The 26,303-nt window shown below is 70.7% G+C and carries 22 protein-coding genes; 15 read left to right on the plus strand and 7 right to left on the minus strand.

Features of this window, described 5'->3' with window-relative positions:
- The first annotated feature begins 124 nt into the window (after window positions 1-124).
- Genes R0232_RS43675 through R0232_RS43685 form a run of 3 tightly spaced genes read left to right on the plus strand, consistent with a single transcriptional unit; the run spans window position 125 to window position 1,748 of the window.
- Window positions 125-505 (plus strand): nuclear transport factor 2 family protein, encoded by a 381-nt coding sequence (locus tag R0232_RS43675; protein WP_296779253.1) that lies wholly within the window; start codon window positions 125-127, stop codon window positions 503-505.
- Window positions 502-933, plus strand: a complete 432-nt coding sequence (locus R0232_RS43680; protein ID WP_296779255.1) for a PaaI family thioesterase — start codon at window positions 502-504, stop codon at window positions 931-933. The genes R0232_RS43675 and R0232_RS43680 overlap by 4 nt, the downstream gene beginning before the upstream one ends.
- The gene (locus R0232_RS43685) at window positions 930-1,748 is read left to right on the plus strand and encodes a helix-turn-helix domain-containing protein (protein WP_208512629.1); all 819 of its coding nucleotides are present in this window, start codon (window positions 930-932) and stop codon (window positions 1,746-1,748) included. The genes R0232_RS43680 and R0232_RS43685 overlap by 4 nt, the downstream gene beginning before the upstream one ends.
- Here the strand turns inward: R0232_RS43685 and R0232_RS43690 are convergent.
- Window positions 1,736-4,738, minus strand: coding sequence for a CHAT domain-containing tetratricopeptide repeat protein (locus tag R0232_RS43690; RefSeq protein ID WP_296779260.1), 3,003 nt, complete (start codon window positions 4,736-4,738; stop codon window positions 1,736-1,738). The genes R0232_RS43685 and R0232_RS43690 overlap by 13 nt on opposite strands.
- Before the next feature lie 170 nt (window positions 4,739-4,908).
- Here R0232_RS43690 and R0232_RS43695 point away from each other — a divergent pair, with 170 nt between their 5' ends.
- The 3 genes from R0232_RS43695 (at window position 4,909) to R0232_RS43705 (ending at window position 6,553) form a co-directional block, all read left to right on the plus strand.
- Entirely contained in the window at window positions 4,909-5,349 is a 441-nt protein-coding gene (locus tag R0232_RS43695; protein ID WP_296779262.1) for a hypothetical protein, read from the plus strand.
- Window positions 5,350-5,354: 5 nt separating this feature from the next.
- Window positions 5,355-6,212 (plus strand): zinc ribbon domain-containing protein, encoded by an 858-nt coding sequence (locus tag R0232_RS43700; RefSeq protein ID WP_296779263.1) that lies wholly within the window; start codon window positions 5,355-5,357, stop codon window positions 6,210-6,212.
- Between the two features lie 122 nt (window positions 6,213-6,334).
- A complete protein-coding gene (locus R0232_RS43705; protein WP_296800631.1) occupies window positions 6,335-6,553 on the plus strand; it encodes a hypothetical protein in 219 nt (72 codons plus the stop codon).
- Between the two features lie 7 nt (window positions 6,554-6,560).
- On the opposite strand, the gene R0232_RS43710 is transcribed toward R0232_RS43705, so the two are convergent.
- The gene (locus R0232_RS43710; protein WP_296779269.1) at window positions 6,561-6,962 is read right to left on the minus strand and encodes a PaaI family thioesterase; all 402 of its coding nucleotides are present in this window, start codon (window positions 6,960-6,962) and stop codon (window positions 6,561-6,563) included.
- Window positions 6,963-7,138: 176 nt separating this feature from the next.
- On the opposite strand from R0232_RS43710, the gene R0232_RS43715 reads away from it, so the two are divergent.
- Both R0232_RS43715 and R0232_RS43720 read left to right on the plus strand, forming a co-directional pair.
- Window positions 7,139-7,576: a RidA family protein gene (locus tag R0232_RS43715; protein WP_296779274.1), complete on the plus strand. Its 438-nt coding sequence runs from the start codon at window positions 7,139-7,141 to the stop codon at window positions 7,574-7,576.
- Window positions 7,573-7,893, plus strand: a complete 321-nt coding sequence (locus tag R0232_RS43720; RefSeq protein WP_208508169.1) for a putative quinol monooxygenase — start codon at window positions 7,573-7,575, stop codon at window positions 7,891-7,893. The genes R0232_RS43715 and R0232_RS43720 overlap by 4 nt, the downstream gene beginning before the upstream one ends.
- Before the next feature lie 20 nt (window positions 7,894-7,913).
- Here R0232_RS43720 and R0232_RS43725 read toward each other — a convergent pair whose 3' ends face one another.
- Window positions 7,914-8,666 carry an SDR family oxidoreductase gene (locus R0232_RS43725; RefSeq protein WP_296779282.1) on the minus strand — a complete coding sequence of 251 codons (753 nt, stop codon included), beginning with the start codon at window positions 8,664-8,666 and terminating at the stop codon, window positions 7,914-7,916.
- 13 nt (window positions 8,667-8,679) lie between these two features.
- Complete coding sequence (locus R0232_RS43730; protein WP_431513494.1) at window positions 8,680-9,492, minus strand: alpha/beta fold hydrolase; 813 nt, start codon at window positions 9,490-9,492, stop codon at window positions 8,680-8,682.
- A 408-nt stretch (window positions 9,493-9,900) separates the two neighbouring features.
- Here R0232_RS43730 and R0232_RS43735 point away from each other — a divergent pair, with 408 nt between their 5' ends.
- The 4 genes from R0232_RS43735 (at window position 9,901) to R0232_RS43750 (ending at window position 17,402) form a co-directional block, all read left to right on the plus strand.
- The gene (locus R0232_RS43735) at window positions 9,901-15,015 is read left to right on the plus strand and encodes a trifunctional serine/threonine-protein kinase/ATP-binding protein/sensor histidine kinase (RefSeq protein ID WP_431514668.1); all 5,115 of its coding nucleotides are present in this window, start codon (window positions 9,901-9,903) and stop codon (window positions 15,013-15,015) included.
- Window positions 15,012-15,716, plus strand: a complete 705-nt coding sequence (locus tag R0232_RS43740; RefSeq protein ID WP_431513495.1) for a response regulator transcription factor — start codon at window positions 15,012-15,014, stop codon at window positions 15,714-15,716. Before R0232_RS43735 ends, R0232_RS43740 begins: the two co-directional genes overlap by 4 nt.
- Window positions 15,717-15,817: 101 nt before the next feature.
- Window positions 15,818-16,207, plus strand: a complete 390-nt coding sequence (locus R0232_RS43745; RefSeq protein ID WP_296779298.1) for a response regulator transcription factor — start codon at window positions 15,818-15,820, stop codon at window positions 16,205-16,207.
- A 163-nt stretch (window positions 16,208-16,370) separates the two neighbouring features.
- Complete coding sequence (locus R0232_RS43750; RefSeq protein ID WP_296779302.1) at window positions 16,371-17,402, plus strand: ATP-binding protein; 1,032 nt, start codon at window positions 16,371-16,373, stop codon at window positions 17,400-17,402.
- Window positions 17,403-17,593: 191 nt separating this feature from the next.
- Here R0232_RS43750 and R0232_RS43755 read toward each other — a convergent pair whose 3' ends face one another.
- A complete protein-coding gene (locus R0232_RS43755; protein WP_296779306.1) occupies window positions 17,594-18,943 on the minus strand; it encodes a pyridoxal phosphate-dependent decarboxylase family protein in 1,350 nt (449 codons plus the stop codon).
- A gap of 226 nt (window positions 18,944-19,169) precedes the next feature.
- On the opposite strand from R0232_RS43755, the gene R0232_RS43760 reads away from it, so the two are divergent.
- The gene (locus tag R0232_RS43760; RefSeq protein WP_057595974.1) at window positions 19,170-19,670 is read left to right on the plus strand and encodes an Lrp/AsnC family transcriptional regulator; all 501 of its coding nucleotides are present in this window, start codon (window positions 19,170-19,172) and stop codon (window positions 19,668-19,670) included.
- Window positions 19,671-19,692: 22 nt separating this feature from the next.
- Here the strand turns inward: R0232_RS43760 and R0232_RS43765 are convergent, their stop codons facing one another.
- Complete coding sequence (locus R0232_RS43765; RefSeq protein WP_431513496.1) at window positions 19,693-20,985, minus strand: epoxide hydrolase family protein; 1,293 nt, start codon at window positions 20,983-20,985, stop codon at window positions 19,693-19,695.
- A gap of 218 nt (window positions 20,986-21,203) precedes the next feature.
- Here R0232_RS43765 and R0232_RS43770 point away from each other — a divergent pair, with 218 nt between their 5' ends.
- Window positions 21,204-24,080: an ATP-binding protein gene (locus R0232_RS43770; RefSeq protein ID WP_431513497.1), complete on the plus strand. Its 2,877-nt coding sequence runs from the start codon at window positions 21,204-21,206 to the stop codon at window positions 24,078-24,080.
- A 24-nt stretch (window positions 24,081-24,104) separates the two neighbouring features.
- Here R0232_RS43770 and R0232_RS43775 read toward each other — a convergent pair whose 3' ends face one another.
- Window positions 24,105-25,337 carry a hypothetical protein gene (locus R0232_RS43775; RefSeq protein WP_296779315.1) on the minus strand — a complete coding sequence of 411 codons (1,233 nt, stop codon included), beginning with the start codon at window positions 25,335-25,337 and terminating at the stop codon, window positions 24,105-24,107.
- A 138-nt stretch (window positions 25,338-25,475) separates the two neighbouring features.
- Here R0232_RS43775 and map point away from each other — a divergent pair, with 138 nt between their 5' ends.
- The gene (gene map, locus R0232_RS43780; RefSeq protein ID WP_296779318.1) at window positions 25,476-26,267 is read left to right on the plus strand and encodes a type I methionyl aminopeptidase; all 792 of its coding nucleotides are present in this window, start codon (window positions 25,476-25,478) and stop codon (window positions 26,265-26,267) included.
- Window positions 26,268-26,303: the final 36 nt, after the last annotated feature.

Consider the following 26,303-nt stretch of genomic DNA (forward strand, 5'->3'; position numbering starts at 1 on the left):
CGCGGTGGGGGCACGTCTGACTACGTCCAAGGTCATCGACAACCCAGGCGTCGCGTCGCATGATGGCCGACGTCGGCCGGCCCGTTGGGCCCCGGCGCCCCTCCCGGATTCGAAAGCCTTTCCCATGCCCACAGCAGAGACCCTCGAGAAATTCATCGCGCGCGTGGAGTCCAACTTCCACGCCGAAGCCCTCGCCGAGTTCTACACCGAGGACTCGTCCATGCAGGAGAACCAGTCGCCCCCGCGCGTGGGCCTGGCCGCCAACATCGCGCGCGAGCGCGCCACGCTGGCCCGCGCCTCCGCGGTCCGTTCGCAGTGCGTGCGGCCGGCCTTCGTGCAGGGCGACCATGTCGCGATCCGCTGGATCTTCGAGTTCGACTGGCTCGACGGCAGCAGCAGCCGCATCGAGGAGATCGCCTGGCAGCGCTGGTCGGGCGAGCGCATTGCGGCGGAGCAGTTCTTCTACGACCCCGCGCAGATGGCGCCGAAGAAGCCCGCGCCATGAGCGAGCCCAAGCAACTGGCCTACGCACGCTCGGTGCTGCAGGCCCAGCCCTTCAGCGTGCTGCTGGGTACCGAGATCCTGGCCTTCGGCCCCGCACTCACCGAACTGCGCCTCGCGCTGCGACCCGAGCTCAAGCAGCAGCACGGCTTCGCCCATGGCGGCGTGCTCAGCTACCTGGCCGACAACGCGCTGACCTTCGCGGGTGGCAGCGCGCTGTCCGATGCCGTCGTCACCGCCGAGTACAAGATCAACTATGTGCGCCCCGCGCAGGGCGACACGCTGCTCGCGCGCGCTCGCGTGCTGCACGGCGGCAAGCGCCAGGCCGTCTGTGCCTGCGAGATCTTCGCGATCGACGCCGAAGGCGGCGAGAAGCTGGTGGCCGTCGCCCAGGGCACGATCTCCGCGATGGGCGAGCGGCCGGCCGTGTGAGCATCGCGCTGATCCTGCGCCGCACGCGGCTCGAGCACGGCATCAGCCAGCTCGAGCTGGCGGGGCGTCTCGACGTCTCGCAGCGGCACATCAGCTTCCTCGAATCGGGTCGCGCGCTGCCGAGCCGCAGCCTGATCCTCGCGTGGATGGCCGAGCTGGGCGTGCCGGTGTCGGTGCGCAACGCAGCGTTGTTGCAATGCGGCTTCGCACTGCCGCAGCCCGACGAGGACACGCAAGGCGCCGAAGCCACCCTCGTGCGCGAGGCCGTGCGTCGCACGCTCGAGGCGCACCTGCCGCATCCGGGCCTGGCCTTCGATGCCGACTGGAAGACGGTGGAGCAGAACCGTGGCGCGCGCTGGCTGTCGTCGGTCGTGATGCCCGGGCTCTGGCGCACGGCCGGCGGTGGCGGCATGGGCCTGGACATCATCACGGCCATCGGCCATCCGCAGGGCCTGTTGTCGCGCGCCCGCGAACCCGAGGCCACGGCCGCCGCGCTGCTCACGCAACTGCGCGCCGAAACCTGGAGCCGGCCTGCGCTCGCCTCGCGCGTCGAATGGCTTGCGCGCGCGCTCGAGCGCCGCTATCCGGGCCGCATGCCCGAACGCGGCCGCGCGGTCGGCGTGCCGTATTTCAGCTTCGTCTTCGACACCGAGTTCGGTGCGCTGTCCTTCGAGGTCATGCAGAGCGTGTTCGCGCTGCCGCAGGACGTGACGCCGGCCTCGCTGCGCGTGGAGATGTGGTTCCCGCGCGATCGTGCCACCTCCGAGGCGATGGCGCGCCACGTTCCCTTGGCGCCCGCGCTTCAGGTGCCGTAGAGCACGAACGGCGCCCAGTAGGCGGGCTTGCGCAGGCGTTCGCCGTATTCGCCCTCGGCGAAGGCACGCTTGGTCTCCGCCAGCGCGCGTTCCACCGGCAGCCTGCGCTCGATGCGCGCGAAGAAGGCCTCCATGAAGCGGGCCGTGCTCTCGTCGCTGACCGGCCACAGCGTCATCACCGTGTTGACGTTGCCCGCCACGTACAGCGCATAGGGCAGTCCCATCACGCCGTCGCCCGCCACCACCTTGCCGATGCCGGTCTCGCAGGCCGACATCACAACCAGGTCGCTGCGCAAGGTATAGCCCGGCCATTCCGCGGCCGTGACATAGCCGTCCACCGACGGCGGGTTGTCGACCTGGCCCAGCACCAGCGCGCTCAGCGCCGGCACGCTCGGGCTCAGGTAGCCATGCACCGAGAACAGCAGGTGCCGGTACTTCGCGAGCTCGCCGCCGCGGTCGAGCCGCTGCAGGTTCTGCTCGGTCGCGTCGGCGCCGCTGATCACCTCGACCTGGCGATGCCGGAACACGCGCGCGATGCTCTCGAGTTCGCGCTGCGTGCCAGGCAGGTTCTCCCAGCTGTTCTCGCGCAATTCCTCGACCGCCGCGCCGATGCCTTCCTCGCTCTCGGCCGAGGCCCGGGCCGACAGCAGCGCGTCGTCGCCGGCGGCCGCGCCGCGTTTGGCCGAAGGCTGTGCCGCCCGTGCATTGCCTTCGTACACCGGATTGCCGATCGCCAGCATCGCCTTGCGCGGCGGCAGGCGGCCGTAACTGGCCGCGCGGCGCTGCAGCAGTTCCATCATCGAGAGCGACTGCACATAGCCCACGCTGTGGCGCTGCGCGAGCAGCTCGCCGTCGACGGGCAGCGCCTCGAAGGGCAGCATCGCGAGCGCGCCATCGGGAGAGACGATCAGCCGCCGCCGTGTGCCGATGCTCGCCTGCAGCGGCGCGATGAGCCGCCGCGACAGCCATTGCCCGATCGGCGCCGTATCGCTCACGCGTTGCGCGCCCTCCTGCGGCGGCTGCGCGGCCGGTGCCACGCGATAGCGCTCGGGCCCGAGCTGCCACACCGCCTGCCCCTCGCCGAGCGCATCGCCCACCAGCCGGCGGTAGGCATCGATGCTGTCGGCCAGGCCGGGTAGCGGTGCGAGCTCGGTGGCCTGCAGCAGCCCGCTGCCGTCGACCACGAAGGCCATCACGCGGTCGCCATCGAGCAGGTAGCTCACGAACACGCTGTCGGCCGGCAGCAGCCGCTTCGCATCGGCCAGCGAGGCGAGGTGCGGCTGCGACTGCTGCGCGTACTTCGGATGCTGCGAACGCAGCCGCCGCTGCAGGTCGGCATAGGACAGCACCACGCGGTTGCGCTCGGCCTCCAGCGTCTGGCGCCGGTCGACCTGCGCGCCGGTCTCGTCGAGGCTGCGGTCGATGCGCGCCAGCTCGGCCTCGTGCCGGTCGACCGCTTCCTGCTCCTTCGCGGGCAGCAGCCGGCCGCGGTTGGCCTGCTGCAGCGCCGTGCTCTCGATCAGCGTGCGCGCCTTCGACAGCTCCGCGATCTCGAAGGCCCGCGCGTTCTCGCCGTCGCGCACGCTGGCCAGCGCATGGTGGCGATAGCCTTCCACGTAGCGTTCGAACAGCGCGCGCCGGCTCTTCACGCTCAGGCCGTGCTGCGCCCGCAGCGCTTCCACGTCGCGCTGGAACTGCGGCATCAGCGGCTTCACCGTGTCGAGCCGGTCGGCTGCCAGCGCGGCGCCCATGCGCTCGATCAGCGACAGCAGCGTTTCGGGATGCGCGTCGCCCAGCAGCGCGCGCCGGCCCTCGTGCGCGCGCTCGAACAGCGCGAGCGCCTCGTTCGCATCGCCGGCCGACAGCACCGAGCGGCCCAGGCTGTGCACCGCGGCCAGCGTCAGCGGATGTTGCTCGCCCATCAGCGCGACGCGGATGTCGAGCGCCTCGCGCGAGCGCTGCGCCGCTTCTTCGTGCCGGCCCTGCGCCTCGAGCACGCTCGCGTAGACGTTGAGCGCGTAGAGCGTGTCGGGATGGCCCGCGCCGCGCGCGGCCGCGAGCTGCGTCCAGGCCATGCGCGCCTTGTCGTGCGCCGCGCCGAGCCGGCCCATGCGCCGCAGCTCTATGGCCTCGGCGCTCGCGGCCCGCGCGCTGCGCGGATCGGCGTCGCCGTGGGCCGCGGCCGTGAGCTCGTGCACGCGCTGCGCATAGGCCAGGGCCTCGCGGTGGCGGTACAGCGCCGAGTAGGTGGCCGACAGGCTGGCCAGCGAACTCAGCGTGTCGGGTGCCTGCGCGCCCAGAACGCGGCGGCGCGCTTCGTAGACCTGCTCGTGCAGCTTCAGCGCCTCGGCGAAACGGCCGAGGTCGGTGAGGTTCACCGCCACCGCATTGCGCATGCGCAGCGTCGTCGGATCGTCGGCGCCCCATTGCGCCTGCGCGGCTGCCGCAAGCTCGTCACCGATCGCCAGCGCCTCGCCGTAGCGGCCCGATTCGCCGAGCGTGCCCGCGAGGTTGTGGCGCGCGACCAGCGTGTTGCGCGCGGCCGGGCCGGCCGATTTCAGCGTAAGGCGATGGATCTCCTCCTGCAGTGCGAGCGCCTCGCGGCAGCGGCCGACCTTGCACAACTGCAGCGCGAGTGCGTTGCGGCCCGACAGCGCCGCATTGGCCTCGCGGCCCCAGAAGGCATCGCGCCAGGCTGCGCGCTGTTCGAGCCATGCCAGCAGCGCGGCATCGTCGGCGCGCGCATCGCTGTTGTCGGCGAGCCGGCCGAGGATCAGGTCCTTCGCGAGAAAGGCCTCCATCGACAGCGAAGTCGCCTGCTCACGCGGCAACTGCCGCAGCGCGCGGCGGAGCAGTTCGTCGCTGTCGCGAAAGCGGCCGGCTTTCTCGAACTCGTCGGATTCGCGCACGAGGCCGCCGACTTCCGAATAGGCCGCGCCCAGCGGCGGAAACGGCGGTGCGGCCGCGGCAGCCAGCGGCAGCAGGAGCACTGAAAGAAGGAGGCGGTGGAGCAGCGTGGGCAATGGCATCTTTCGCGCGGTGGATGCCCCGAAGCTAAGGGCGCCGGCGCAGCTTCACGACTACGAGCTTTCGTAGCGCGAGGCCCGCTGCGATGGCGCGAGACTTTGGTCTTCGGCAATGGCGAATGGCGAGGCAATCGATGTTCAAAGGAAAGTTCTCAACCCTGGTCTTCCTGCTCTGCGGCGCGGCGTACTGCCATGCCGCCTCCAGCCTCGAGCTGATCACCGATGCCGAAGCGAAGCTGCCTTCGGCCTATCTGGAGAACAAGCGCGCCGGCCTCACGCGCGGGCCCGGCATCGAGGTCGCGAGCCCGAGCACCGAGGCCGGCCGCGAGGCGGTCGCGCTGAAGATCGGCTTCAAGCCGCGCGGCGGCGTCGTGATCGATCCGAAGACGGTGAAGGTGCAGTACATGAAGGAACCGGTGGTCGATCTCACCGAGCGCGTGCGGCCCTACATCAGCGACACCGGCATCGCGATCGATGCCGCACGCGTGCCCGCGGGCGAGCACCAGCTGCGCGTGCAGGTCGGCGATGCCGAGGGTCGCGTCAGCAGCAAGTTGATCCAGTTCAAGGCGCAGTAGGCCGCATGGGCGTTGCCGCAACCTCGCCGGACGCGCCGCGCACGGTCGCCTGCCCCTACTGTGCCGAACCCATCGCCGAGCAGGCGCTGGCGTGCCGGCACTGCGGGCGCGACCTGTTCTTCTTCGCGCCGTTGCGGCGCGAGCTCGAGGCGCTGTCGCGGCGGGTCGCGGAACTCGAGGGGGCGCTGAGTGCATCGCGCAGCGCGGCGGCGATGCCCGTTGCCGCTCCCGTGGACGCGCCGGTCGCGGCACCGGAAGCAGCCGAGCCCGCGATCCCGCCAACCCCGGCACAACCCCAGCGCCCCGGCATCGGCTCGGTGCTGCTGTTCCTCGTGCTGCCCGTGCTGTGCCTGGTCGCGATGCATGCCGTCACCATCGTGCTGCTCGACCTCAACGAGCTGTACCTGCGCGTGGCCTCGGTGATGCTGCCGCTGGGCCTGGGCATGCTGTTCGTCGCGCTGTTCAGGGTGCGGCTGCCCTACCAGCTGCTGATGGCCGTGGCCATCGCCGTGCTGTCGGTGCTCGGCATGGCGGCTGTCATCGCCTACACCGACGACGTGCCGCTGATGCCGCAAGGCGCGCGCGAATGGCGCGAGATCCTCTACTACGTGACGAGCATCGCGTTCAGCCACATCACGGGCATCTTCACCGGCCTGCTGGTGTTCCATCGCCGCAACCGCGGCATCGACCGGCTCTCGCACCGCCTCGCGAGCGCGCTCACCGACGGTTCGCCCGCACCGGGCAAGGCGCAGCGGCTGCGCCAGTACACCGAGCGCATCCGCGACTTCATCACGCTGGTCACGCCGATCGTGACCGCCATCGTCTCGGTGGTCACGGGCATCGTGACCTTGCTCAAGAAGTAGGGAAGCACCGGCCGACCATCGCCAATGTCCTGCATGCGCTGTCGCCGAAGGATGGCGTGCCGCGCCGTGCTCGCTGGCGAGGCTGTGCGTTTCACCCGCACAAGCCCGCCAAAGGAGGTCCCATGGCAGCCAATACTCGCAGCGCCGAGCACGCAGAGAACACCGAGCCGCTTCCGCGCGAGGAGCCCGAGGTCACCCGCGAGGAGTCGGTGCCGACCGACGGCCGCGACACCGAAGGCGAGAAGCTGATGAAGGAAGTGAAGAACCCGAAGCTCCACGAGCCGGGTCTGGCCGAACACAAGACGCCCGAGAAGGCCGAGGGCGGCAAGAAAGCCGCCTGATCCTCGGTCAGTCGAGCACGAGCTGCGTCTGCGTCACCAGTGCACAGAGCCGCCCGTCGGCATTGGTGACCGAGGTCTGCCACACCATCGTCGTGCGGCCCCGGTGCAGCGCCACGCAGGTGCCGGTCACGGTCGTGCCCAGCTTCGCGCCCGCGATGAACTTGGTGCTCGAATCGGTGGTGGTCGTGCGCTTGCCCTCGGGCAGGTTCGCGATCGTGCCGACCGCGCCCAACGTGTCGGCAAAGGCCATGTAGGCGCCGCCGTGCAGGATGCCGCCGGCGGTGCAGAGGTCGGCACGCACCTCCATCTGCGCCACCACGCGATCGGGTTCCAGCACGGTGAGGCGCACGCCCATCAGGCCGGGGAAGATCGGTTCCAGCAGTTGCTGGAGCGAGGCGATGTCGAGCATGCGGGTCTCCTTGCGTGTGCGTCGATCCTAGCCAGCAGCGGGCGCATCGCCAGGCGGGTTTTCCGCGTCGCTGCCCGCGCGCGGAAAGTGCTTGACCTCCAGTGCACTCGAGCCCTTGCAATGGCGGCGGCCCCGATGGGCCGATGCTTCCACCGCCATTGAAAGGACCTCTCCCGATGACCCATGCACCGAGCTCCACGCTGTTCCACAACCCCGCGACCCTGCCGCCACCGGTGGGCTACTCGCACGTGGTGCAGTCCCGGGGCGGCCGCCTCATCCACGTGTCGGGTCAGGCCGCGCGCGACGCCGATGGCGCGCTGGTCGGCGAAGGCGACTTCACCGCGCAGCTGCATCAGTGCTTCCTCAATATCCAGCACGCGCTCGAAGCCGTGGGCGCGTCGATGGCCGACCTCGTCAAGCTCAACTACTTCTGCGACGAGCGCGTGCCCCAGGTGGACCTGCGCTCGGTGGTCGTCGTGCGCGACCGCTTCGTGAACACGCAGCGGCCGCCGGCCAGCAGCTTCGTCGTGGTCAAGCGCCTGGTGCGGCCCGAGTGGCTGATCGAGATCGAGGCCGTGGCGCATGTCGCCGCAATCGAAGGGAGCGACGCATGATCGCGGTGCTCGGGCATATCGAGGTCGACCCTCGGGCCGCCGAACGCCTGCGGCAACTGGGCATGGTGCTCGAGTGCGCTACGCGCGCGGAGCCGGGCTGTCGCCACTACGCCATCGGATTCGACGCGCAGGTGGCGGGGCGTGCATGGCTCAGCGAGCTGTGGGACGACGACGGCGCCCTGCAGGCCCATTTCGAGACGCCCCACATGAAGGAATTCCGCGCCTGCCTCGCGGCGCTGCCGGGACTGGCGGTCGATGCGACGCGCTACCGCGTCGAGGCCGGCGAGGTGCTTGTGCGGCGCGGGCATCGGACATGAGAGCGCCGCGGGCGACGCCTTCAGAGCGTGAGCCCGCCGTCGATCGTGAAGCTCGCGCCGGTCACGTAGCGGGCTTCGTCGCTCGCCAAGTAGGCGATCAGGCCCGCGATCTCGCGCGGCTGCGCGACCCGCTTGAGCGGGCTCATGCCGGCCAGCGCGTCGATCGCGCCGGCATTCATGTCGGTGTCGGTCGGGCCGGGCTGGACGTTGTTGACCGTGATGCCGCGCGGCGCGAGGTCCAGCGCCACGCCCTTGACCAGGCCCGCGACTGCGGTCTTCGTCAGCTGGTAGACGCTCGCGCCGGCCAGGCCGGTGCGGATCGCCACGTTGCTGCCGATCGTGACGACGCGTGCGCCGTCGCGCAGGTGCGGCAGCGCGGCCTGGATCGCGAGGTAGACGCCGCGCACGTTCACGTCGAGCATGCGGTCGAGGTCCTCGAGGCTCACCGTGTCGATGGTGCCCATGCGCAGCAGGCCGGCGTTGACCACCAGCACGTCGATGCTGTCGAAGCGCTCGACCGCGCGCGCCACGGCGTGGCGGATTGCCGCGGGATCTGCGCTGTCCGCCTCGATCGCCAGCGCCTGTGCGCCGCCGGATTCCACGGTGGCCACCACTTCGCTGGCCTTGTCGGGGCGCGACACGTAGGTGAAGGCCACGGCATGGCCGTCGGCCGCGAGGCGCTGCACGGCGGCGGCACCGATGCCGCGTGCCCCGCCGAAGACCAGTGCCGTCTTCACGCCGTTAGTGCCCTTTGTGATGTTCATGTCGTTCATGGCGTGCTCCTTCTCAACGGCTCGCAGCCTCGACGATCACGCGCGTGACCGCCTCGGGCTGCGAGGTCATCACCACATGCGAGGCGCCCTTGACCACCACCGTCTTCTTCGCATGCGCGCGCTCGGCCATAAAAGCCATCGCGGCCGGCGGAATGTTCTTGTCGCGATCGCCATAGACGAACCACGAGGGCACCGACTTCCAGGCCGGCGCCTGCGCCGCTTCGTTGAGCGCGGCCTCGGCGATCGGGCGCTGGCCCACGGCCATCAGGCGCGCCTGGGCCAGCGGCACGTCGGCGGCGAACTGCGCGGGAAACTTGCCCTGGTCGATGTAGAGGTCCTTGCCGCCGTCGGCCAACGGCACCGGCGGTGCCAGCGTCGGGCCGAGCGTGCTGCCCGGAAACTGGCCGGTGAGACCGAGCGCGGTTTCGCCGGCCTCGGGCGCGAAGGCCGCCACGTAGACCAGCGCCTTCACGTTGGGCTTGCCGTTGGCGGCCGCCGTGATGACCGAGCCGCCATACGAGTGGCCCACGAGCACCACGGGCCCCTTCACCGAATCGACCACGGCGGCGACCGAGGCCGCGTCGGAGGCCGGACCGCGCAGCGGATTCGCGGCCGCGATCACGGGGTAGTGGCGTTTCTGCAGGTCGCGCACCACGCCGTTCCAGCTCGACGAGTCGGCGAAGGCGCCGTGCACCAGCACGATGGTGGGTTTGGGCGCCGGTGCGCCGGGCGCGGGCTGCGCGAAGGTGGCCAACGGCGCGAGGGCGGCGAGGCCGAAGGCGCCGGCGAGGAGGGTGGCGCCGAGGCGGCGGGAGATCGGGGTCATGGTGTCTTTCCTTGCTTGAACAGGGGGAGGAGGGTGGTCGGCATCGGCCGATGGCGCTGAATCTAGGGGTGCTGCCGCACGTGCCCGCCGCGCTCTGTATGCCTGTGTGTCCAGGCGACCCATGAGCACATTACTTTTCATGCCGGGGTGTCAAAACCCCGCTTCGGCGCCGTCGCCTAACAACGCCTAACACCCGCCAACGCCAGCCGCCGTCGCTGCGCGACCAGCGCGGTTCCAATCGAAGCCGACAGTCAGAAGCAGCCGAGGGACCGGGAAACATGGACGGCGCATCTGCATCGCACGGCCGCCGCGGCGGCCCGCTCAACGCAGGAGGCTCACACCATGCAGGATCAGGAACTCGGTGAACGCAACCCGGCGGCGGCGCCCGATCCGCTCGAACGGCAGGCCATGCCGTTCCAGGACTTTCGCGAGCTCAGCGGCGGCATGCCGCGGCTCGAACGCGCGCGGGCCGGCGCCGGGCCCACGTCGCTGGTCGCGGGTCGGGGCCAGGCCACGCCGGCCGCGGCCGCGCTGCTGCAGCGCGAGTACGGCATGCGCCATGTGCTGCGCGACGACTGGGCCGCGCTTCCCGTCGCGCTGATGCCGCACGGCGAAGGCGCGCTGCTGGTGCTGCGCGATCCGGGTGGCGAGACCGTGCGCGGCAGCGGCGCGCGCGCCAGCGACACGGCGGCCTTCCTCGATCTCGCGCTGCGGCTCGTCGCCGCCGTCGGCGCGATGCATGCGGCCGGCGTGCTGCATCGCGCGATCACGCCCGACCGCCTGCTGCTCGCGCCCGACGGCCGCGCCTGCCTCACCGGCTTCGGCCATGCCGCCACCCTGTCGGACGCCGAGGCCGCGCCCGATCACGGCGAGGCCGCCTGGGACGAGGACTGCTTCCATTACATGGCGCCCGAGCTGGGCGCGCGCATGAACCTGCGCGTGGACGCGCGCGCCGATCTCTATTCGCTGGGCTGCGTGCTCTACGAGTTGCTGACGGGCCGCCCGCCGTTCCAGGGCGAGGATGCCGCGGCACGCGTCCATGCGCATGCGACCCGCACCGCGCGCGCGCCCGGCGAGCTGGTGGCGGGCGTGCCCGAGCAGCTCTCGCTGCTGATCATGAAGCTGCTCGAGAAGGCGCCCGAGCAGCGCTACGCGGACGCCGCCGGCGTGCTGGCCGACCTGCGCCGCTGCGACACCCTGCTGCGCGAGCGCGGCGGCATCCCGCGCTTCGCGCTCGATGCCCATTCGGCGCTGCGCCGGCTGCCGCGCCTCACGCGCGTGCTGGGCCGCGATGCCGAACTCGAGGCGCTGCTCGCGCTGTACCGTGGCGTTGCGCTCGATGCGCGCTCGCGCGTGGCCTGGGTCTCGGGCCACTCGGGCATCGGCAAGTCGACGCTGCTGCGCGAGGCCATGCTGCGCATGCAGCAGTCGTGCGCGCCGCTGCTGGCCACGGCCAAGAGCGAGGAGGGGCGCCGCGGCCGGCCCTATGCGCTGGTGGTCGATGTGCTCGAGCAGCTGCTGCAGTTCGTGCTCGGTTGCGCCGAGGACGAGTTCGCGCTCTGGCGCCGCCGCATCGCCGCCGCGGCCAAGCCGGTCGACCGCACCCTCGCGGGGCTGCTGCCCGCGCTCGCCGTCGTGCTCGGCGCACAGCCCGAGCCACCCGATGCGCCCGACGCCGCTCCCGGCCTCGAGCGCGAACGGGTGCTCCAGGGCATGGCGCGGCTGCTGGCCTGCTTCGCGAGTTCGGCGCGGCCGCTCGTGATCCTGCTCGACGACCTGCAATGGGCCGATGCCGGCACCCTGCAGGTGCTCGAGCGCCTGCTGCACCAGCACGAGGACGCGGCCCTGCTGCTGGTGGGCGCCTACCGCGCGGGCGAGGTGGCCGAGGACCATCCGCTGCGCGCCGGCCCGCTCGCGCAGGTGCCCGGCGCCGCGCGCATCGAACTCGGCCCGCTCGACGAAGCCGCGCTGCGCGAGATGATCGCGCAGGCGCTGCAGCAGGCTCCCGACGAGGTCGACGAACTCGCGCGCGCCATCGGCCACAAGACCGGGCGCAATCCGCTCTTCGCGCACCACCTGCTGCATCTGCTGGCCGACGACGGCGTGCTCGTCTACGACGCGGACAGCGCCTCATGGCGCTGGAGCCTCGAACGACTCGCCTCGCACCCGGGTGTGGACAACGTGGCCGAGCTGATGGCGCGCCGCTTCGAGTTGCTGCCTGCGTCCGCGCAGGCGGCGCTGCGCGTCATGGCCTGCCTCGGCCACCGTGCCTCGGCCGAGTCGCTCGCGGTGGCCATGGGCCTGGCGCCCGGCGCCGAGGCGACGCGCGCGCTCGATGCGGTGCTCGAACCCGCGCTCGAGGCCGGCAGCGTGCACCGCGAGGGCGAGGACTGGGTGTTCTGGCACGACCGCATCCGCGAAGCCGCCTACCTCTCGCTCGCGGCCGGCGAGCGTCCGGGCCTGCACCTGCAGATCGTGCGCCGCCAGCTCGCGAATCAGGGCATGCACCAGGGCACGTATCAGGGCGCGCCGTCGCAGCGCTTCACGCTCGCCGTGCAGGCCAGTCTCGCGCGACCGGCCGTCGACGCGCCCGAGGAGCGGCGCGCCTTCGCGCGGCTCAACCTCGAGGCCGGCCGGCAGGCCAAGGCCGCCACCGCCCATCACTCGGCGCTCGGCTTCTTCCGTGCCGCGCTGGCCTTCCTGGGCGAAGACGACGCGAGCGAGGACGGCCTGCATGCACGCGCCCTGTGCGGCGAGGCCGAGTTCATGACCGGTGCGCTCGAGGTGGCCGAGGCACGGCTGGCGGCGCTCGAGCAGGTCGCGGGCGAGGGCATCTTCGGCGCCGATCTCACGCGTCTGCGCGCGGCGCTTTACACCACGCTGGGCCGTTTCGACCGCGCGCTCGACGTCGGCCTGGCCTTCCTGCGCAAGGCCGGCATCGAGCTGCCGCGCCAGCCCGATGCCGCCGCGGTGGACCGCGAGCATGCGGCCCTGCAGGCCTGGATCGAGCGCCACGGCATGGCCGCCTTCCGGCAGTTGCCGATCGTGGCCGACCCGCTGCGCCGCGCCATCACCGACATCTTTGCCGACCTGATCCCGCCCGCGCTCTACACCGACCAGAACCTGGTCGACCTGATCCTGCTGCACATGGCGCGGCTGGGCATCGCGCACGGCCATGCCGATGCCTCGGCCGACGGCTACGTCTGCATGACGCAGGTGTTCGGCGTGCGCTACGGCGACTACGCCACGGCGCGCGAGTTCGGCGCGCTCGCGCTGCACCTGGTCGACGAGCGCGGCCTCGCGCGCTACCGCGGCCGGGTCTACATGACCTTCGGCACCATGGTCGTTCCGTGGTCGCAGCCCGCGCGCGCGGCACGTGACTACATCCGGCGCGCCTACGAGCTCGCCGTGGCGAGCGGCGACCACACCTTCGCGATCTACTGCGGGCGCAACCAGGCCACGGGCATGCTGTTCGCGGGCGAGCTGCTGGGCGACGTGCGCGACACGGTCGAGCGCGGCCTGGCGATTGCGCGCGACGCCAACTTCCAGCTCGTGATCGACGCGTTGCTCGCGCAGAAGCAGCTGTTGTCGCAACTGCAGGACGGCAGCGACGGCGACCCGCAGGCGCAGCCGCGCGTGCCACGCGAGGGCGATCCCGCCACGCTCGTGGACTTCGCGTTCTGGGTCTATCGCCTGCAGGCCGCGCTGCTGTTCGGCCGGCTCGACGAGGCACTCGAGGCGCGCCGCCGCGCCGAGGCCTGCGCCGATTCGGCGCGCACCTTCGCCGAGAGCGGCGACCTGCCGTTCTACGGCGCGCTGGCGCTGCTCGCGCTGCCCGAACGCGACGCCACGCAGCAGGCCGCGCTGCGGCGCGACCTGGCCCAGCTCGAGACCTGGGCCCTGGCCTGCCCCGGCAACTTTCTCGCGCGGCACGAACTGGTGCGCGCAGAGCGCCTGCGCATCGATGGCGATCCCGCGGCCGCGGTCGAGGCCTATGCGCGCGCCGTGACGCATGCGCGCCGCCACGGCTTCACGCAGGTGGAGGCGCTGGCGGCCGAACGTGCCGGTGCCTTCCATGCGGCGCGCGGCGACGAGCTGTCGGCCTACGGCAATCTGCGGCATGCGCGCGGCGCCTGGCAGCGCTGGGGCGCCATGGCCAAGGTGCGGCTGCTGCAGGCCGAGTACCCCGGCCTGTTCGAGAGCGACGAGCAGGTGGGCGCCGGCAGCCGGCTGCAGGCGCTCGATGCGCAGGCCGTGCTGCGCATCTCGAACGCGCTGGCCAGCGAGATCGTGCCCGAGCGCCTGGTCGACACCCTGCTGCGCACCGCGCTCGAGAACGCCGGTGCCGAGCACGGCACGCTGGCGCTGCTGCGCGAGGACGCCTGGCAACTGCGCGCGCGGGCCTCGGTGGTCGACGGCACGATCGCCGTCACGCAGGAGGCCGCGGCTTTCGGGCCCGACGTTCTGCCGCTCGGCATCGTGCAGGCCGTTGCACGCACCCAGCAGCACATGGTGATCGACGATGCGCGCGAGAACGCCGCGCTTGCGCAGGACGACTACATCCGCCGGCGCCGGCCGCGCTCGGTGCTGTGCGTGCCGCTGATGCGCCATGCGCGCCTGGTCGGCGTGCTCTACCTCGAGAACAACCTCGCCTCGCACGTCTTCACCCCGGCCAAGGCCGAGGTGCTCGAGGTGATCGCCTCGCAGGCCGCCTTCGCGCTCGAGAACGCTCGCCTGTACGAGGAACTGGTCGACCAGAACCGGCAGCGTGCCCGTGCCGAGGAGCAGTTGCGCGGCGCGCTCACCGACCTCGAGCGCGCGACCCGGCTCAAGGCCATGGGCGAGCTGGTCGCGTCGATCGTGCACGAGGTCGGCCAGCCGATCGCCGCCGTCGACACCTCTGCGAGCGCCGCGCTGCGCTGGCTCGACCGCAGCCCGCCCGACATCGCCGAGGCGCGCGAGATGCTCGCCCACATCGGCAAGAGCGCGCTGCGCGCGCGCAGCATCATCCAGGCCCTGCGCGCCAAGGCACGCAATGCCGAGCCGCGGCTCGCGGCCTTCGATCTCAACGAGGCGCTGCGCGAAGCGGCCGTGCTGGTGGCCGGCCCGCTCGACACGCTCGGCGTGGCGCTCGAGCTGCGCGGCCTGGAGGCCCCCGTGCTGGTGCATGGCGACCGCGTGCAGCTGCAGCAGGTGGTGGTCAACCTGCTGATGAACGGCGCCGAGGCCATGGCTTTGCTGCCGCCGGGCCCGCGTCCGCTGTGCCTGAGCTGTGGCGGCGATGGCGAGGGCCGCGTGCGCGTGACCGTGGACGACGCCGGCACCGGCATCGGCGCAGAAGCGGGCGAGCACCTGCTGAAGCCGCTGTTCACGACCAAGGCCGATGGCATGGGCATGGGCCTGGCGATCTGCAAGTCGATACTCGACGCGCATGGCGGCACCTTGTCGCTGTCGCGGCGCGAGCCTGCGGGCACGCGCGCCGTCTTCACCTTGCCCCTGTCCGAACCCGGCCTCGCCCCATGACCTCTTCCCAAAACCTCCTCACCAGATCCCCGGGCACCCCGCTCGCCGGCGACGCGCGCGTGGTGTTCGTCGTCGACGACGACGACCTGGTGCGCGCCGCCATCGGCAGCCTGCTGCGCTCGGTCGACCTCGAGGTGCGCGCCTTCGCCACCACCGAGGAGTTCCAGGCGGCACCGCGCGCGCCCGGGCCCTCGTGCCTGGTGCTCGACGTGCGCCTGCGCGGCCAGAGCGGCCTTGCGTTCCAGCAGGCCCTGCGCGAGGCCGGCCGTCCGCACATGCCGATCATCTTCATGACCGGCCACGGCGACATCGCGATGACCGTGCGCGCCATGAAGGCCGGCGCCGTCGACTTCCTCACCAAGCCCTTTCGCGACCAGGACATGCTCGACGCCGTGGCCGCCGCGCTCGATGCCGATGCCAGGCGGCTCGACACCGACCGCGCGCTCCAGGCCTCGCGCGACTGCTGGGCCCTGCTCACGCCGCGCGAGCGCGAGGTGGTGCAGCACGTGGCCTCGGGCCTCATGAACAAGCAGATCGCCGACCGCATGGGCATTGCCGAGATCACCGCGAAGATCCACCGCGGCCAGGCCATGCGCAAGATGGAATCGCGCTCGGTCGCCGAGTTGGTGCGCAAGATGGAAGCGCTCGGCGTCGTGCAGGGCCTGCCGCGCGCGCAGCCGGCCGTCGCGCACCATACCTAGAGATGATGGCGCCGCGCCGTGCCGCCGGTATTCTGCAAGCCCGGGTCGTGCCCGCGTGTCCTGCGCCATCGTCCAGAGCCCGGTAGAGAACGGGAAGCCTCTTGTCCCTGTCAGCCATCGATCTCGTTTCCATCGTCGACGACGACCCCTTCGTGCGCGCCGCCACCAGCAGCCTGGTGCGCTCGTTCGGCTGGGAGGCGCGCGCGTTCGAATCGGCAATGGACTTCCTGGCCTCGGGCCTGCAGCGGCAGACCCGCTGCCTCGTGTGCGACATCCGCATGGAGGCCATGGACGGCATCGAACTGCTCGAGCGCCTCGACCGCGACGGCCTGCGCGTGCCCACGCTGTTCATCACCGCCTATGCCTCGGCGCACACGCGCGAGCGCGTGCGCGCCAGCACCGCGCTGTGCCTGATCGAGAAACCGATCGACGCCGCCGAACTCGAGGCCTGGATCCGGCACGCCTTGCACGACGCCGAGGCGCGGCGCTGAGGCGCAGCGCCCGCGCCATCGTCTCTTGCCGCGCCAGCCGCGCGCATGCCGGGGGCAAACCTTCGTAGGGGTTGGGCGAACGCTGGTGCGATGGTGGGCGGCCCACCTCGCGTGATGTCATCGCTTCCATGCCGGCCGGTGCGTCGGCGACAGGAGATTTCAGATGACACGCAGCCTTCAGACCCCCATCGCCCTCGAATCCGAAACACCCGCCAAGGCGATCCCGCGCACGCAGGGCCTGGCCTTGTACGCCGCTCGCGCGTTGGCACTTGCCGCCCTCGGCCAGAACACGCACGCCGCCACGCTCGCGCCCATGGTCTGCAGCATCGACGACGGCCTGCTGTGGATCCTCGGCGTATCGGTGCTCGTCGTGCTCGCGCTGATCGGTGCCGGCCTCGGCCTCGAGCTCCTGGCCTACCGCGCCGGCGCCGTGCGCATCGCCCGCGCCCTCGAATCGCACGGCGGCGATGCCCGCATGCCCGAACTGCCCGAGAGCGGCCCGCGCGCCATTGCACGACTGGCGCGCGCCATCAACAAGGGCCGGCGCCGCCGCGTCGAACGCGAGGCCGAGCACCTCGACGTGCAGGCCGCCTATGCCCACGACCTGCGCACCCCGCTCACCCGCATGGGCCTGCGCTGTGAGATGCTCGACGACCCCGCGCTGCGCGAAGCGATGCAGCGCGATCTCGCCGAGATGCAGGAGCTGGTCGAGGCCAGCGTCGCCAGCGCGCGCATGCAGCGCAGCGTGGCCGAGCCACTGCAGCGCGTTGATGCCGACGGCCTGCTCGACAACCTCGTGCGCGGCTACCGCGACGCCGGCCGTGCCATCGCACTCGACGGCCGCATCGGCCAGCCCGTGGTCGCCTGCCCGCTCGCGCTGCGGCGCGTGCTGGCGAACCTGATCGACAACGCGTTGCGCTATGGCAGCGACGTGCGGGTGTGCGCGCACGTCGATGCGCAACGGCTGGTGCTGGCGGTGGTGGATTCGGGGCCGGGGATCAAGCCGGCGCAGATCGATGCGGTGTTCGCGCCGTGGGTGCGGGGGCGGCAGGGGCAGGAGGACAAGCCTGGGTCTGGGCTTGGGCTGGCGATTGCGCGGCGGTTGGCGCGGTCGATGCAGGGGGAGTTGTCGCTGCAGAACCGGCGTACTGGAGGGTTGGAGGCGCGGTTGACGTTGCCGTTGGTGGTGGCGTGACGCCGTGGCAGAGGAGAGTGGGGCGGGTGCGATTGGGGCGGCGCGGATTTGTCACCCTCAGTGTGGTGCGGACGGAGAAGGGCTATAGATCGAGACGCGCCGGGGTTCCCTTATTCAGTCTTACGTCGCATCGCGGGCGAATAAAGCATCCCTGGTTAGCGACCGGCTCAAGGGGCACGGCCGGTGGTTCGTTACGAAAAGGATTTGGAGATATGAACGCCTGAGGCGAGCACCGCGTCGGCGCATGACGACAGCATCCGAATCGTCTCCCGCATGTCGCTCTCAGTGGCATCCGGATGAATGGCACAGATTCGCAGCACGGTTCGATTGCGCAAGCGCGTCGTCAAGACCGTCGCAAAACCCTCCTGAAGTGCCCGCGATGAAATCTCGCTGTTCAGCGCATCGAGCGCCTCCGGGCTCATGGCCGCATCCGTCATGCGGAAGGTGACGATGCCCAACTGCGCGGGCGACACGATGTCCCAGCGAGGATCCTTCTCGAGCTCGTCCTGAGCCCAGGTTGCCAACCGGCAACCATGCGCAATCGCCTCGCCCATGGCGTCCGACCCCAGCACCTGCAAGGTGAGCCACAGCTTCAGTGCGCGTGCCGGCCTGGTGAGTTCGACGCCGAGGTCCCAGAAATTGATCTGTTCGGCGTCGGTGTCGGCATGCGCATCGAGCAGGTATTCGGGGCGGGTATGGAAGACCTGCGAGAGGTGTTTGCGCTGACGCACGAAGACCATCCCACAGCCGTAGGTCTGGAACAGCCACTTGTGCGCATCCCAGCTCAGGCTGTCGGCCTCGCCGATGCCGTCGAGCAAACCCCGATGCGATGGCGACAGCGCGGCGGATGCACCGTACGCGCCATCCACGTGCATCCACATGTCGTGTGCGTCGCACAGTGCGCGAATCCGTCGCAGTGGATCGATGCTGCCGGTGTTCGTCGTGCCTGCGCTCGCAACCACGGCAAAAGGCCTGAGCCCATCGGAGATGTCCTGCTCGACCGCGGCCGCCAGAGCTGTCATGTCCATGCGGAACGCGGCGTCGGTAGGCATGCGGCGAATCTGATGCGGCAGAAGCCCGAGGATCTTCAGCCCCTTGGCAACGGATGAATGGGTTTGCTCCGAAACGTAGGCAACGCCTTGCAGGCGCTGCGCCGGCTCGAGCTTGAAATCGCGCGCCATCGCAAGCGCCGTCAGGTTGGCCATGGAGCCCCCCGACACGAACAGGCCGCCGGCCGAAGGCGGGAGCCCGACCTGTGCCGCCAGCCACTGAATGAGCGCCGCTTCGATGACGCTGGCCCCCGAACTCTGCAGCCAGCTGCCGGCGTGGACGTTGTGAACAGCGGTCAAGTAGTCGCCCAGGGCCGACAGCGGCGAAGACGGTCCCGGAATGAAGGCCAGGAACCGGGGATGGTCCATGCGCGCACGCCAGGGGTAGACCTCGTCCAGCATCTGGTCGATCACCTCTTCCAGCGGCCGGGCCTGTGCGGGCACGCCGATCGCGCGAAGCGACTCGGCGCTGGCGTGATCGATCACTTCCACCGGACGTTGTTCGCGGGATGAATGGCCGACCGGACTCATGCGAGACAGGACCCGCGCCCATGCTTCCGGTGGCACCTCTCCGAGCAGGCGGCTGGGTGGGGCTCCCTCTGATGCTGGGAGAGGAAGAGCGAGGTCCGAAGCTGCAGGCATGTTGTTCACCGAATGATGTTCTGTCTTTGGCTTATTCTCCCGAACATCATTCAGCTGCCCTAGCGCTTTCAGAACCATGGCCAAAAATACGAACCAGCTTCAACCGGAGAGCAAGGCACCCGCCCGCCTGGACGCTGTCGACCGAAGACTGTTAGGGCTTCTCGCGAACGACAGCACGCTCAGCTATGCCGCGCTGGGCGAATTGCTTCACCTGTCGGCGCCCGCGGTGCACGAGCGGGTGAAGCGGCTCAAGCGCGACGGGGTGATCCTCGCGACCGTGGCGCGCCTCGATGGCGCGAAGCTGGGGCGGCCGCTGCTGTGCTTCGTGCAGGTGATCACCAGCACCGTCAAGCGTGCCCGCCAGATCGCGGCGCTCGAATCGCTTCCCGACATCGAGGAGATCCACATCGTCACCGGCGACAGCGGCCTCCTGTTGAAGGTGCGCACGCGCGATGCGCAGGCGCTGGAAGTGCTGCTGGCGCGCATCCACGAGGTCGAGGGCGTGGAAGGAACGCGCACGCAGATGGCGCTGCGCACGCTGGTCGAACGAGGGCCCAGTCCGCACGCGGCGGATTGACGACAGGGCCCGCGCGTTCGGCTCAGCGCAACGACCTGAATGCCGCCCGCACCTCACGGCTGAACAGCTCCGGTTGCTCCCAGGCCGCGAAGTGCCCGCCGTTGTCGACTTCGTTCCAATAGATGAGCTTGTGATAGGCCCGGTCCGCCCAGCTGCGCGGCGCCTGATAGATCTCGCCCGGAAACACCGTCACGGCCGCGGGCAGCGAGATGTCCACCGCATTGAAGTTGTTCGAGTGATCTTCCCAATAGATCTGCGCCGCCGAGGTCGCGCTGTTGGTGAGCCAGTACAGCGAGATGTCGTCGAGCATCTCGTCGCGCGGGAGCACGCGCTCGGGCACGCCGCCCGAATAGGTCCAGGTCGCGAACTTGTCGTAGATCCAGGCGGCCTGGCCCACGGGTGAGTCGGCGAGGGCGTAGCCCAGGGTCTGGGGGCGCGTGACCATCATGGCGGAGTAGCCCGAACTGTTCCTGTAGAAGTCGTCGAGCTTGTCGAAGGCGGCGCGCTCCTTCGGCAGCAGGCCGGCGGGCGCGGGGCCGCCCGCGGCGAGGATGGCGGCGATCTCGGCGGGCACGGTGCCGGGCATGTTGACGTGGATGCCGATCAGGCCCGGCACCTTCTGGATCGCCATGCGGTGCGAGATCACGGAGCCGCAGTCGCCGCCCTGCGAGACGAACTGCCTGTAGCCCAGCCGCGCCATCAGCACGCCCCAGGCGCGCGCGATGTGGTTGGAGTCCCAGCCGGTGGCCTCGGGCTGGCCCGAGAAACCGAAGCCCGGCAGCGAGGGCAGCACGAGATGGAAGGCATCCTCGGCGCGGCCGCCATGCGCGGTGGGGTCGGTCAGCGGGCCCACGACCTTGAGCAGCTCGAAGATGGAGCCGGGCCAGCCGTGGGTCATGATCAGCGGCATCGCATCGGCGTGGCGCGAGCGGATGTGGGCGAACTGGATGTCGAGGCCGTCGATGGTGGTCACGAACTGCGGCACGGCATTGAGCCGCGCCTCGCCCTTGCGCCAGTCGTAGTCGGTGGCCCAGTAGCGCACCAGCGAACGCAGGGTGGCGAGGCGCACGCCCTGCGAAGTGTCGGTCACGGTCTCGGCACTCGGCCAGCGCGTGGCGGCGAGGCGACGGCGCAGGTCGACGAGGGTCTCGCGATCGACGGCGACGCGGAAAGGCCGCACCGAGGTGTCGTCGGGGCCGGTGGCCGAAGGCGGGCGCAGCATGGCGAAGGCGCCGGTGGCGGCCGACGCGGCGCTGAAGGCCATCGAGGTGGCGAGCAGGCGGCGGCGCGTGAGGGAGGAAATCGGTTCGGTCATGGCGTGGTCTTTATGAAGTGAAAGCCACTCGATTGAAGCCAGCCGATGTATCCCGCATGTGTGAAGAATCGGCCGATTCGCATGCCTGTGTATTCGAAGGGCGACGCGACACACGGCCATACAAATCCGCCGCGCGCCGGCCCCGCGAAGCCCGCGCCGGCAGCATGCGGCTCGGGTATCCTCGGCGCGCCCCGACGCCCGCAGATTCCCCACCCGCCATGAGCGACGCACCGCCCTCCGGGGCCGACGACATCCTTCACTTCGGACCCTTCACGCTGCGCGTGGGCGAACGCCTGCTCGCGCGCGACGGCGAACCGGTGGAGCTCGGCGGTCGCGCGATGGACGTGCTGCTGGTGCTGGTCGCGAAGGCCAACGCGATCGTGAGCAAGCAGGAGTTGATGGCGCGCGCCTGGCCCGGCATGGTGGTGTCCGACGGCAGCCTGCGCTACCAGATCACGATGCTGCGCCAGGCCTTGAACGACGGCCAGGACGGCGCGCGCTACCTGTCGAACGTGGTGGGCCGCGGCTATTGCTTCGTCGCACGCGTCACGCGCGGCGAGGCCGTGGCCGAAGTCCGAGCCGACGCAGCAGCGACGGTGGGGCCGATCGAACCGGGCCTGCCGGCGCAGCCGCTGGAACTGCTGGGCCGCGCCAAGGACCTGGCGGCGATTCCGGCCCAGCTCGCCAGGAGCCGCTTCGTCACCATCGTGGGTTCGGGCGGCGTGGGCAAGACCTCGGTCGCGATCCGCGTGGGGCAGGACATGTTGAGCGGCTTCGACGGCGCGGTGGTGTTCGTCGACCTCTCGATGCTGGCCGACCCCGGCCTGGTGCCGAGCGCCATTGCCTCGATGCTCGGGCTGTCGGTGCGCTCGGCCGATCCGGTGCCCAGCCTCGTCGCCTACCTGCGCGGGCGGCGGATGCTGCTGATCCTCGACAACTGCGAGCACGTGATCGCGGCGGCTGCGTCGCTGGCCGAGCGCATCTTCCAGGCCGCGCCCGGCATCCACCTGCTCGCGACCAGCCGCGAGGCGCTGCGCGTGCCGGGCGAGCACATCCATCCGCTCGACCCGCTGGCCACGCCGCCCGACCAGCCCGGCCTGCTCGCGCGCGACGTGCTGCTGTACCCGGCCACGCGCCTGTTCATGGACCGAGCCGGCGCGAGCGGCGCAATGCCGGCGCTCGACGATGCCGACGCGCAGGTCGTCGCGGGCATCTGCAGGAAGCTCGACGGCCTCGCGCTCGCGATCGAGCTCGCGGCGCGCCGCGTGACCACCTATGGCCTGCGCCAGACCGCCGCGCTGCTCGACGAGCGGCTGGCGTTGTCGTGGCTCGGCCAGCGCACGGCGCGGCCGCGCCACCAGACGCTGCAGGCCACGCTGGACTGGAGCTACGAGCTGCTCGACCCGCGCGAGCGCGAGGTGCTGTGCCGGCTCGCGGTCTTCGTCGGCCGCTTCTCGCTCGAGGCCGCGCGGCAGGTGGTGGCCGACGAGGCGCTGACGCAGGCGCAGGTGGTCGACGCGATCGCGAGCCTGGCCGAGAAATCGCTGCTCGCGGTGCATCGCGCGGGCGGCTCCGCGCAGTACCGCCTGCTCGAGAGCACGCGCGCCTATGCGCTCGCCAAGGCCGATGAGCAGACCGCCGAGGCGAGCGCGCGCCGCCATGCGCTGCACTTCCGCACGCGGCTCGAGCGCATGGCCGCCGAGCACGATGCGTTCTCGGGCGACACCGCGCGTGCCTCGGACCTGGCCGACCTCGGCAATGTGCGCGCGGCGCTCGCCTGGTGCTTCGACCGCGGCGGCGACAGAGACCTGGGCCTCTCGCTGGCGGTGGCGGCCGTGCCGGCCTTCATGGCGATGTCGCTGCTGGCCGAGTGCCATGGCTGGTCGAAGCGCGCGCTGGCCGAACTCACGCCCGCCGCGCGCGGCAGCGCGGTGGAGATGCACCTGCAAGCGGCCGTCGGCCTCTCGCAGATGTTCACGCGCGGCAACAGCGACGAGGTGCGGCATGCGCTCGAGCGCAGCCTGCAGGTGGCCGAGGTGCTCGGCGACGGAGCGAGCCAGGTCCAACTGCTGGCGCGGCTGCAGATCTTCCACGAGCGCATCGGCGACTTCGTCGAGTCGCTGAGCCATGCGAATCGCTGTGCGCGCGTGGCGGCCTCGATCGACGACCCGACCGCGCGGGCCATCGCGGATTCGCTCGTGGGGTTGTCGAACCACCTGCTGGGCGACCAGGCCGGCGCGCGGCATTTTCTCGAGGCCGCGATCGCGGGATCGACGCTGTCGCGGCAGGGCACCAGCATCTACTCGGGCTTCGACTTCCACAACCGCGCCTGCATCTCGCTGGCCCGCACCCTGTGGCTGCGGGGCCACCCGTCGCAGGCGATGGCGCTGGCGCAGCGCGCGGTCGACGAGGCGCGCGAACTCAACCATCCGGTCACGCTGTGCATCGCGCTGATCTGGGCCGTGTCGGTCTATCTCTGGGCCGGCGATCTCGAGCGCGCCGAGCGCGACATCGACAGCTTCATCGCCTTCGCCGAATCGCATTCGCTGACGCCCTACCTCGCGGTGGGCCGCGGCGTGAAGGGCGAGCTCTGCGTGCGGCGCGGCGATGCCGAGCAGGGCGTGCGCGCCTTGCAGGGCTGCCTGGTCGAGCTGCGCGAATCGCGCTACGAGCTGCTGACCTCTGCCTTCAACCTCACGCTCGCGGAAGGCCTGGTCATGACCGGCCGGCACGACGAAGCCCTGGCCCTGATGGACGACACGCTCGCGTTGGTCCATGCCAAGGGCGACCTCTACAACCTGCCGGAGTTGCTGCGCGTGAAGGCGCGCGCGCTGTCGGGCGGGCCGGCCCCGCGTCTTGCGCAGGCGCAGCAATGTCTGGACGAGGCGCTGGCGGTCAGCCGCCAGCAGGGCGCGCGTTCGTGGGAGCTGCGCGTGGCGATGGACCTGGCGTGGCTGTGGGCCGATGGCGAGCGCGCGCAGGAGGGCCGCGATCTGCTCGCGGACGTGTTCGCCCGCTTCACCGAGGGCTTCGAGACGACCGACCTGCAGGAGGCCGCGCGCCTGCTCGACGGCGCGGAGGATGCGGCGGGCTGAACGCGGCGTTCGTCGCTGTCTTGCTCACTGGAGCCGCACGGCCTCCACCGTCGTCGCCAGTTCCTGCAGCCGCCGCAGGCAGTCGCCCTCGGGATAGCCGAGCACCTTCCAGCGCGGCACGGCCAGCGGCAGCCGCTCGATCAGGTGGCCCGCATGCTCGGCGAAATGCGGCCACGCGACGATGGTCGGGGTTTCGCCCGCGACCTCGCAGAGAAAGACCAGGTCGGCTTCGGGCAGCCAGGTGTCGACGCCCTTGGGCAGCACGGCATAGCTGATCACGGCGCCATCGGAGTCGCGCTGCAGCAGGCTGTGCTTGGCGACGAAGACGTCGACGCCGGCCGCCACGTGGGCCTTCTCCAGCACCTCCTGCTGGTCGTTATAGTCGACCGCCTTTTCCTCGCGCAGCAGCGCCGTGAGCTGCACACCGGCCTGCCCGGGCGGGGTCCACAGCGACCATGCCTTGTCGCGCAGCCTGAACATCTCGGCGCTCAGCGGGCGCGACTGCTCGCGCAGCACCCGGCGCGCGGTGGCGATCATGTTCTCGAGCGCGTCCGCATCGCCGGCACCGCAGACCAGCAGGCAGGTGCGGTTCGGCGCCATCGCCACCGGGTCGCCGTCGAGCGGCAGCTGCCAGGCAAGCTCGTGCAGGAAGATGCGGCCGGCGTCGTAGTAGTCGCCGTAGTTCGACACGTAGAGCCCGGGCGCGAGCTGGCCGAAGGCCGGCGCGGCCTTGTGGCGCAGGTTTTCGACCGCGATCTCGAAGGCCTGCTCGAAGCCGATGCCCCAGCGCTTGAGGTCGTGGGGGCTCACCTGCGCGATCGCATGGTCGCTGTCGATGGCGACGGCCGCGCCGAGCGTCGGCGAGAAGGGGGTCCACACCATGGTGTCCTCGAGCTTCTTCGAGAAGTCGCCATGCGAGATCCGCGCGAGGTCCACGCCGGCGAGACGCCGCAGGATCGGCAGCAGCCGCGGCCGCGCTTCTTCGAAATCGGCGGGCCGGTCGCTGCCGATGCCCGCGACCCCCAGCGCAAAGCGCGCGATCTGCTCGCGGCGCTCCGCCGGCCGGGCCTGGCAGTAGTCGGTGTAGAGGTTGTGCAGGTAGATCGTGCCGCCGTCGGCGCGGCGGATCAGGAACTGCTCGGGATCGAGGACCAGCTTCTCTTCGGGGAGAAGGCGTTGCAGCTCCTGCAGGAGCAATCGGGCGACCTGTTCGGTGCCGGGCTTCCGGTCGAAAAGGCGGCGGATGAATGACAGCATGTTCCCCTCCTGCGAACCAGTATAGGCAGCGCCCGTGTCACGCCGGCACATCCTTCCGGGCGAGGGTCGATGCAACGAAGCATGTATGATTCATATATGTTTCGTATATACGACATGCATTGAAGGTGTTGAGTACCCATGGCATCCGGCATCCACATCAAGTCCCCCGAGGAGATCGAGAAGGCGCGCCAGGCCGGCCGGCTCGCGGCCGAAGTGCTCGCCATGATCGAGCCGCACGTGGTGCCGGGCGTGAGCACCGAAACGCTCGACCGCATCTGCCACGACTACATCGTGAACGTGCAGGGCCTCATCCCGGCCAACGTGGGCTACCAGGGGTATCCGAAGACCATCCTCACCTCGGTCAACCAGGTGGTGTGCCACGGCATTCCCTCGCCCGACAAGATCCTGAAGAAGGGCGACATCGTCAACATCGACGTGGCCGTGATCAAGGACGGATGGTTCGGCGACACCAGCCGCATGTACTTCGTCGGCGCGCCCAGCGTGCTCGCGCGCCGGCTGGTGGAAACGACCTACGAAGCGATGCGCGCCGGCATCCTCGCCGTCAGGCCGGGCGCCACGCTCGGCGATGTCGGCCATGCGATCCAGTCGGTAGCGCAGCGCGAGCACTTCGGCGTGGTGCGCGAGTTCTGCGGCCATGGCATCGGGCAGGTCTACCACGAGGACCTGCAGGTGCTGCACTACGGACGCCGCGGCGAGGGCCTGCGGCTCGTGCCGGGCATGGTGTTCACCATCGAGCCGATGCTCAACGCGGGCGGGCGCGAGATCCGGCACCTGCCCGACGGGTGGACGGTGGTGACCAAGGACCGGTCGCTGTCGGCCCAGTGGGAGCACATGGTGGCCGTGACGCCCGAGGGGCATGAGGTGCTCACGTCCTGGCCCGGGGGCACGGGGAGCTACGCGCCGGTCTGAGGTGCCTGTCGAGGCAATCCGCATTCGTAGACATCG

The sequence above is a fragment of the Variovorax sp. DAIF25 genome (genome assembly GCF_050711835.1).
GTDB lineage: Bacteria > Pseudomonadota > Gammaproteobacteria > Burkholderiales > Burkholderiaceae_C > Variovorax.

What these genes read in the sequence shown, in the direction of transcription:
- R0232_RS43675 (WP_296779253.1), top strand. Translation starts at nt 125, where the DNA reads ATGCCCACAGCAGAGACCCTCGAGAAATTCATCGCGCGCGTGGAGTCC.
- R0232_RS43680 (WP_296779255.1), top strand. Translation starts at nt 502, where the DNA reads ATGAGCGAGCCCAAGCAACTGGCCTACGCACGCTCGGTGCTGCAGGCC.
- R0232_RS43695 (WP_296779262.1), top strand. Translation starts at nt 4,909, where the DNA reads ATGTTCAAAGGAAAGTTCTCAACCCTGGTCTTCCTGCTCTGCGGCGCG.
- R0232_RS43700 (WP_296779263.1), top strand. Translation starts at nt 5,355, where the DNA reads ATGGGCGTTGCCGCAACCTCGCCGGACGCGCCGCGCACGGTCGCCTGC.
- R0232_RS43705 (WP_296800631.1), top strand. Translation starts at nt 6,335, where the DNA reads ATGGCAGCCAATACTCGCAGCGCCGAGCACGCAGAGAACACCGAGCCG.
- R0232_RS43710 (WP_296779269.1), bottom strand. Translation starts at nt 6,962, where the DNA reads ATGCTCGACATCGCCTCGCTCCAGCAACTGCTGGAACCGATCTTCCCC.
- R0232_RS43715 (WP_296779274.1), top strand. Translation starts at nt 7,139, where the DNA reads ATGACCCATGCACCGAGCTCCACGCTGTTCCACAACCCCGCGACCCTG.
- R0232_RS43720 (WP_208508169.1), top strand. Translation starts at nt 7,573, where the DNA reads ATGATCGCGGTGCTCGGGCATATCGAGGTCGACCCTCGGGCCGCCGAA.
- R0232_RS43725 (WP_296779282.1), bottom strand. Translation starts at nt 8,666, where the DNA reads ATGAACGACATGAACATCACAAAGGGCACTAACGGCGTGAAGACGGCA.
- R0232_RS43730 (WP_431513494.1), bottom strand. Translation starts at nt 9,492, where the DNA reads ATGACCCCGATCTCCCGCCGCCTCGGCGCCACCCTCCTCGCCGGCGCC.
- R0232_RS43735 (WP_431514668.1), top strand. Translation starts at nt 9,901, where the DNA reads ATGCCGTTCCAGGACTTTCGCGAGCTCAGCGGCGGCATGCCGCGGCTC.
- R0232_RS43740 (WP_431513495.1), top strand. Translation starts at nt 15,012, where the DNA reads ATGACCTCTTCCCAAAACCTCCTCACCAGATCCCCGGGCACCCCGCTC.
- R0232_RS43750 (WP_296779302.1), top strand. Translation starts at nt 16,371, where the DNA reads ATGACACGCAGCCTTCAGACCCCCATCGCCCTCGAATCCGAAACACCC.
- R0232_RS43760 (WP_057595974.1), top strand. Translation starts at nt 19,170, where the DNA reads ATGGCCAAAAATACGAACCAGCTTCAACCGGAGAGCAAGGCACCCGCC.
- R0232_RS43765 (WP_431513496.1), bottom strand. Translation starts at nt 20,985, where the DNA reads ATGACCGAACCGATTTCCTCCCTCACGCGCCGCCGCCTGCTCGCCACC.
- R0232_RS43770 (WP_431513497.1), top strand. Translation starts at nt 21,204, where the DNA reads ATGAGCGACGCACCGCCCTCCGGGGCCGACGACATCCTTCACTTCGGA.
- R0232_RS43775 (WP_296779315.1), bottom strand. Translation starts at nt 25,337, where the DNA reads ATGCTGTCATTCATCCGCCGCCTTTTCGACCGGAAGCCCGGCACCGAA.
- map (WP_296779318.1), top strand. Translation starts at nt 25,476, where the DNA reads ATGGCATCCGGCATCCACATCAAGTCCCCCGAGGAGATCGAGAAGGCG.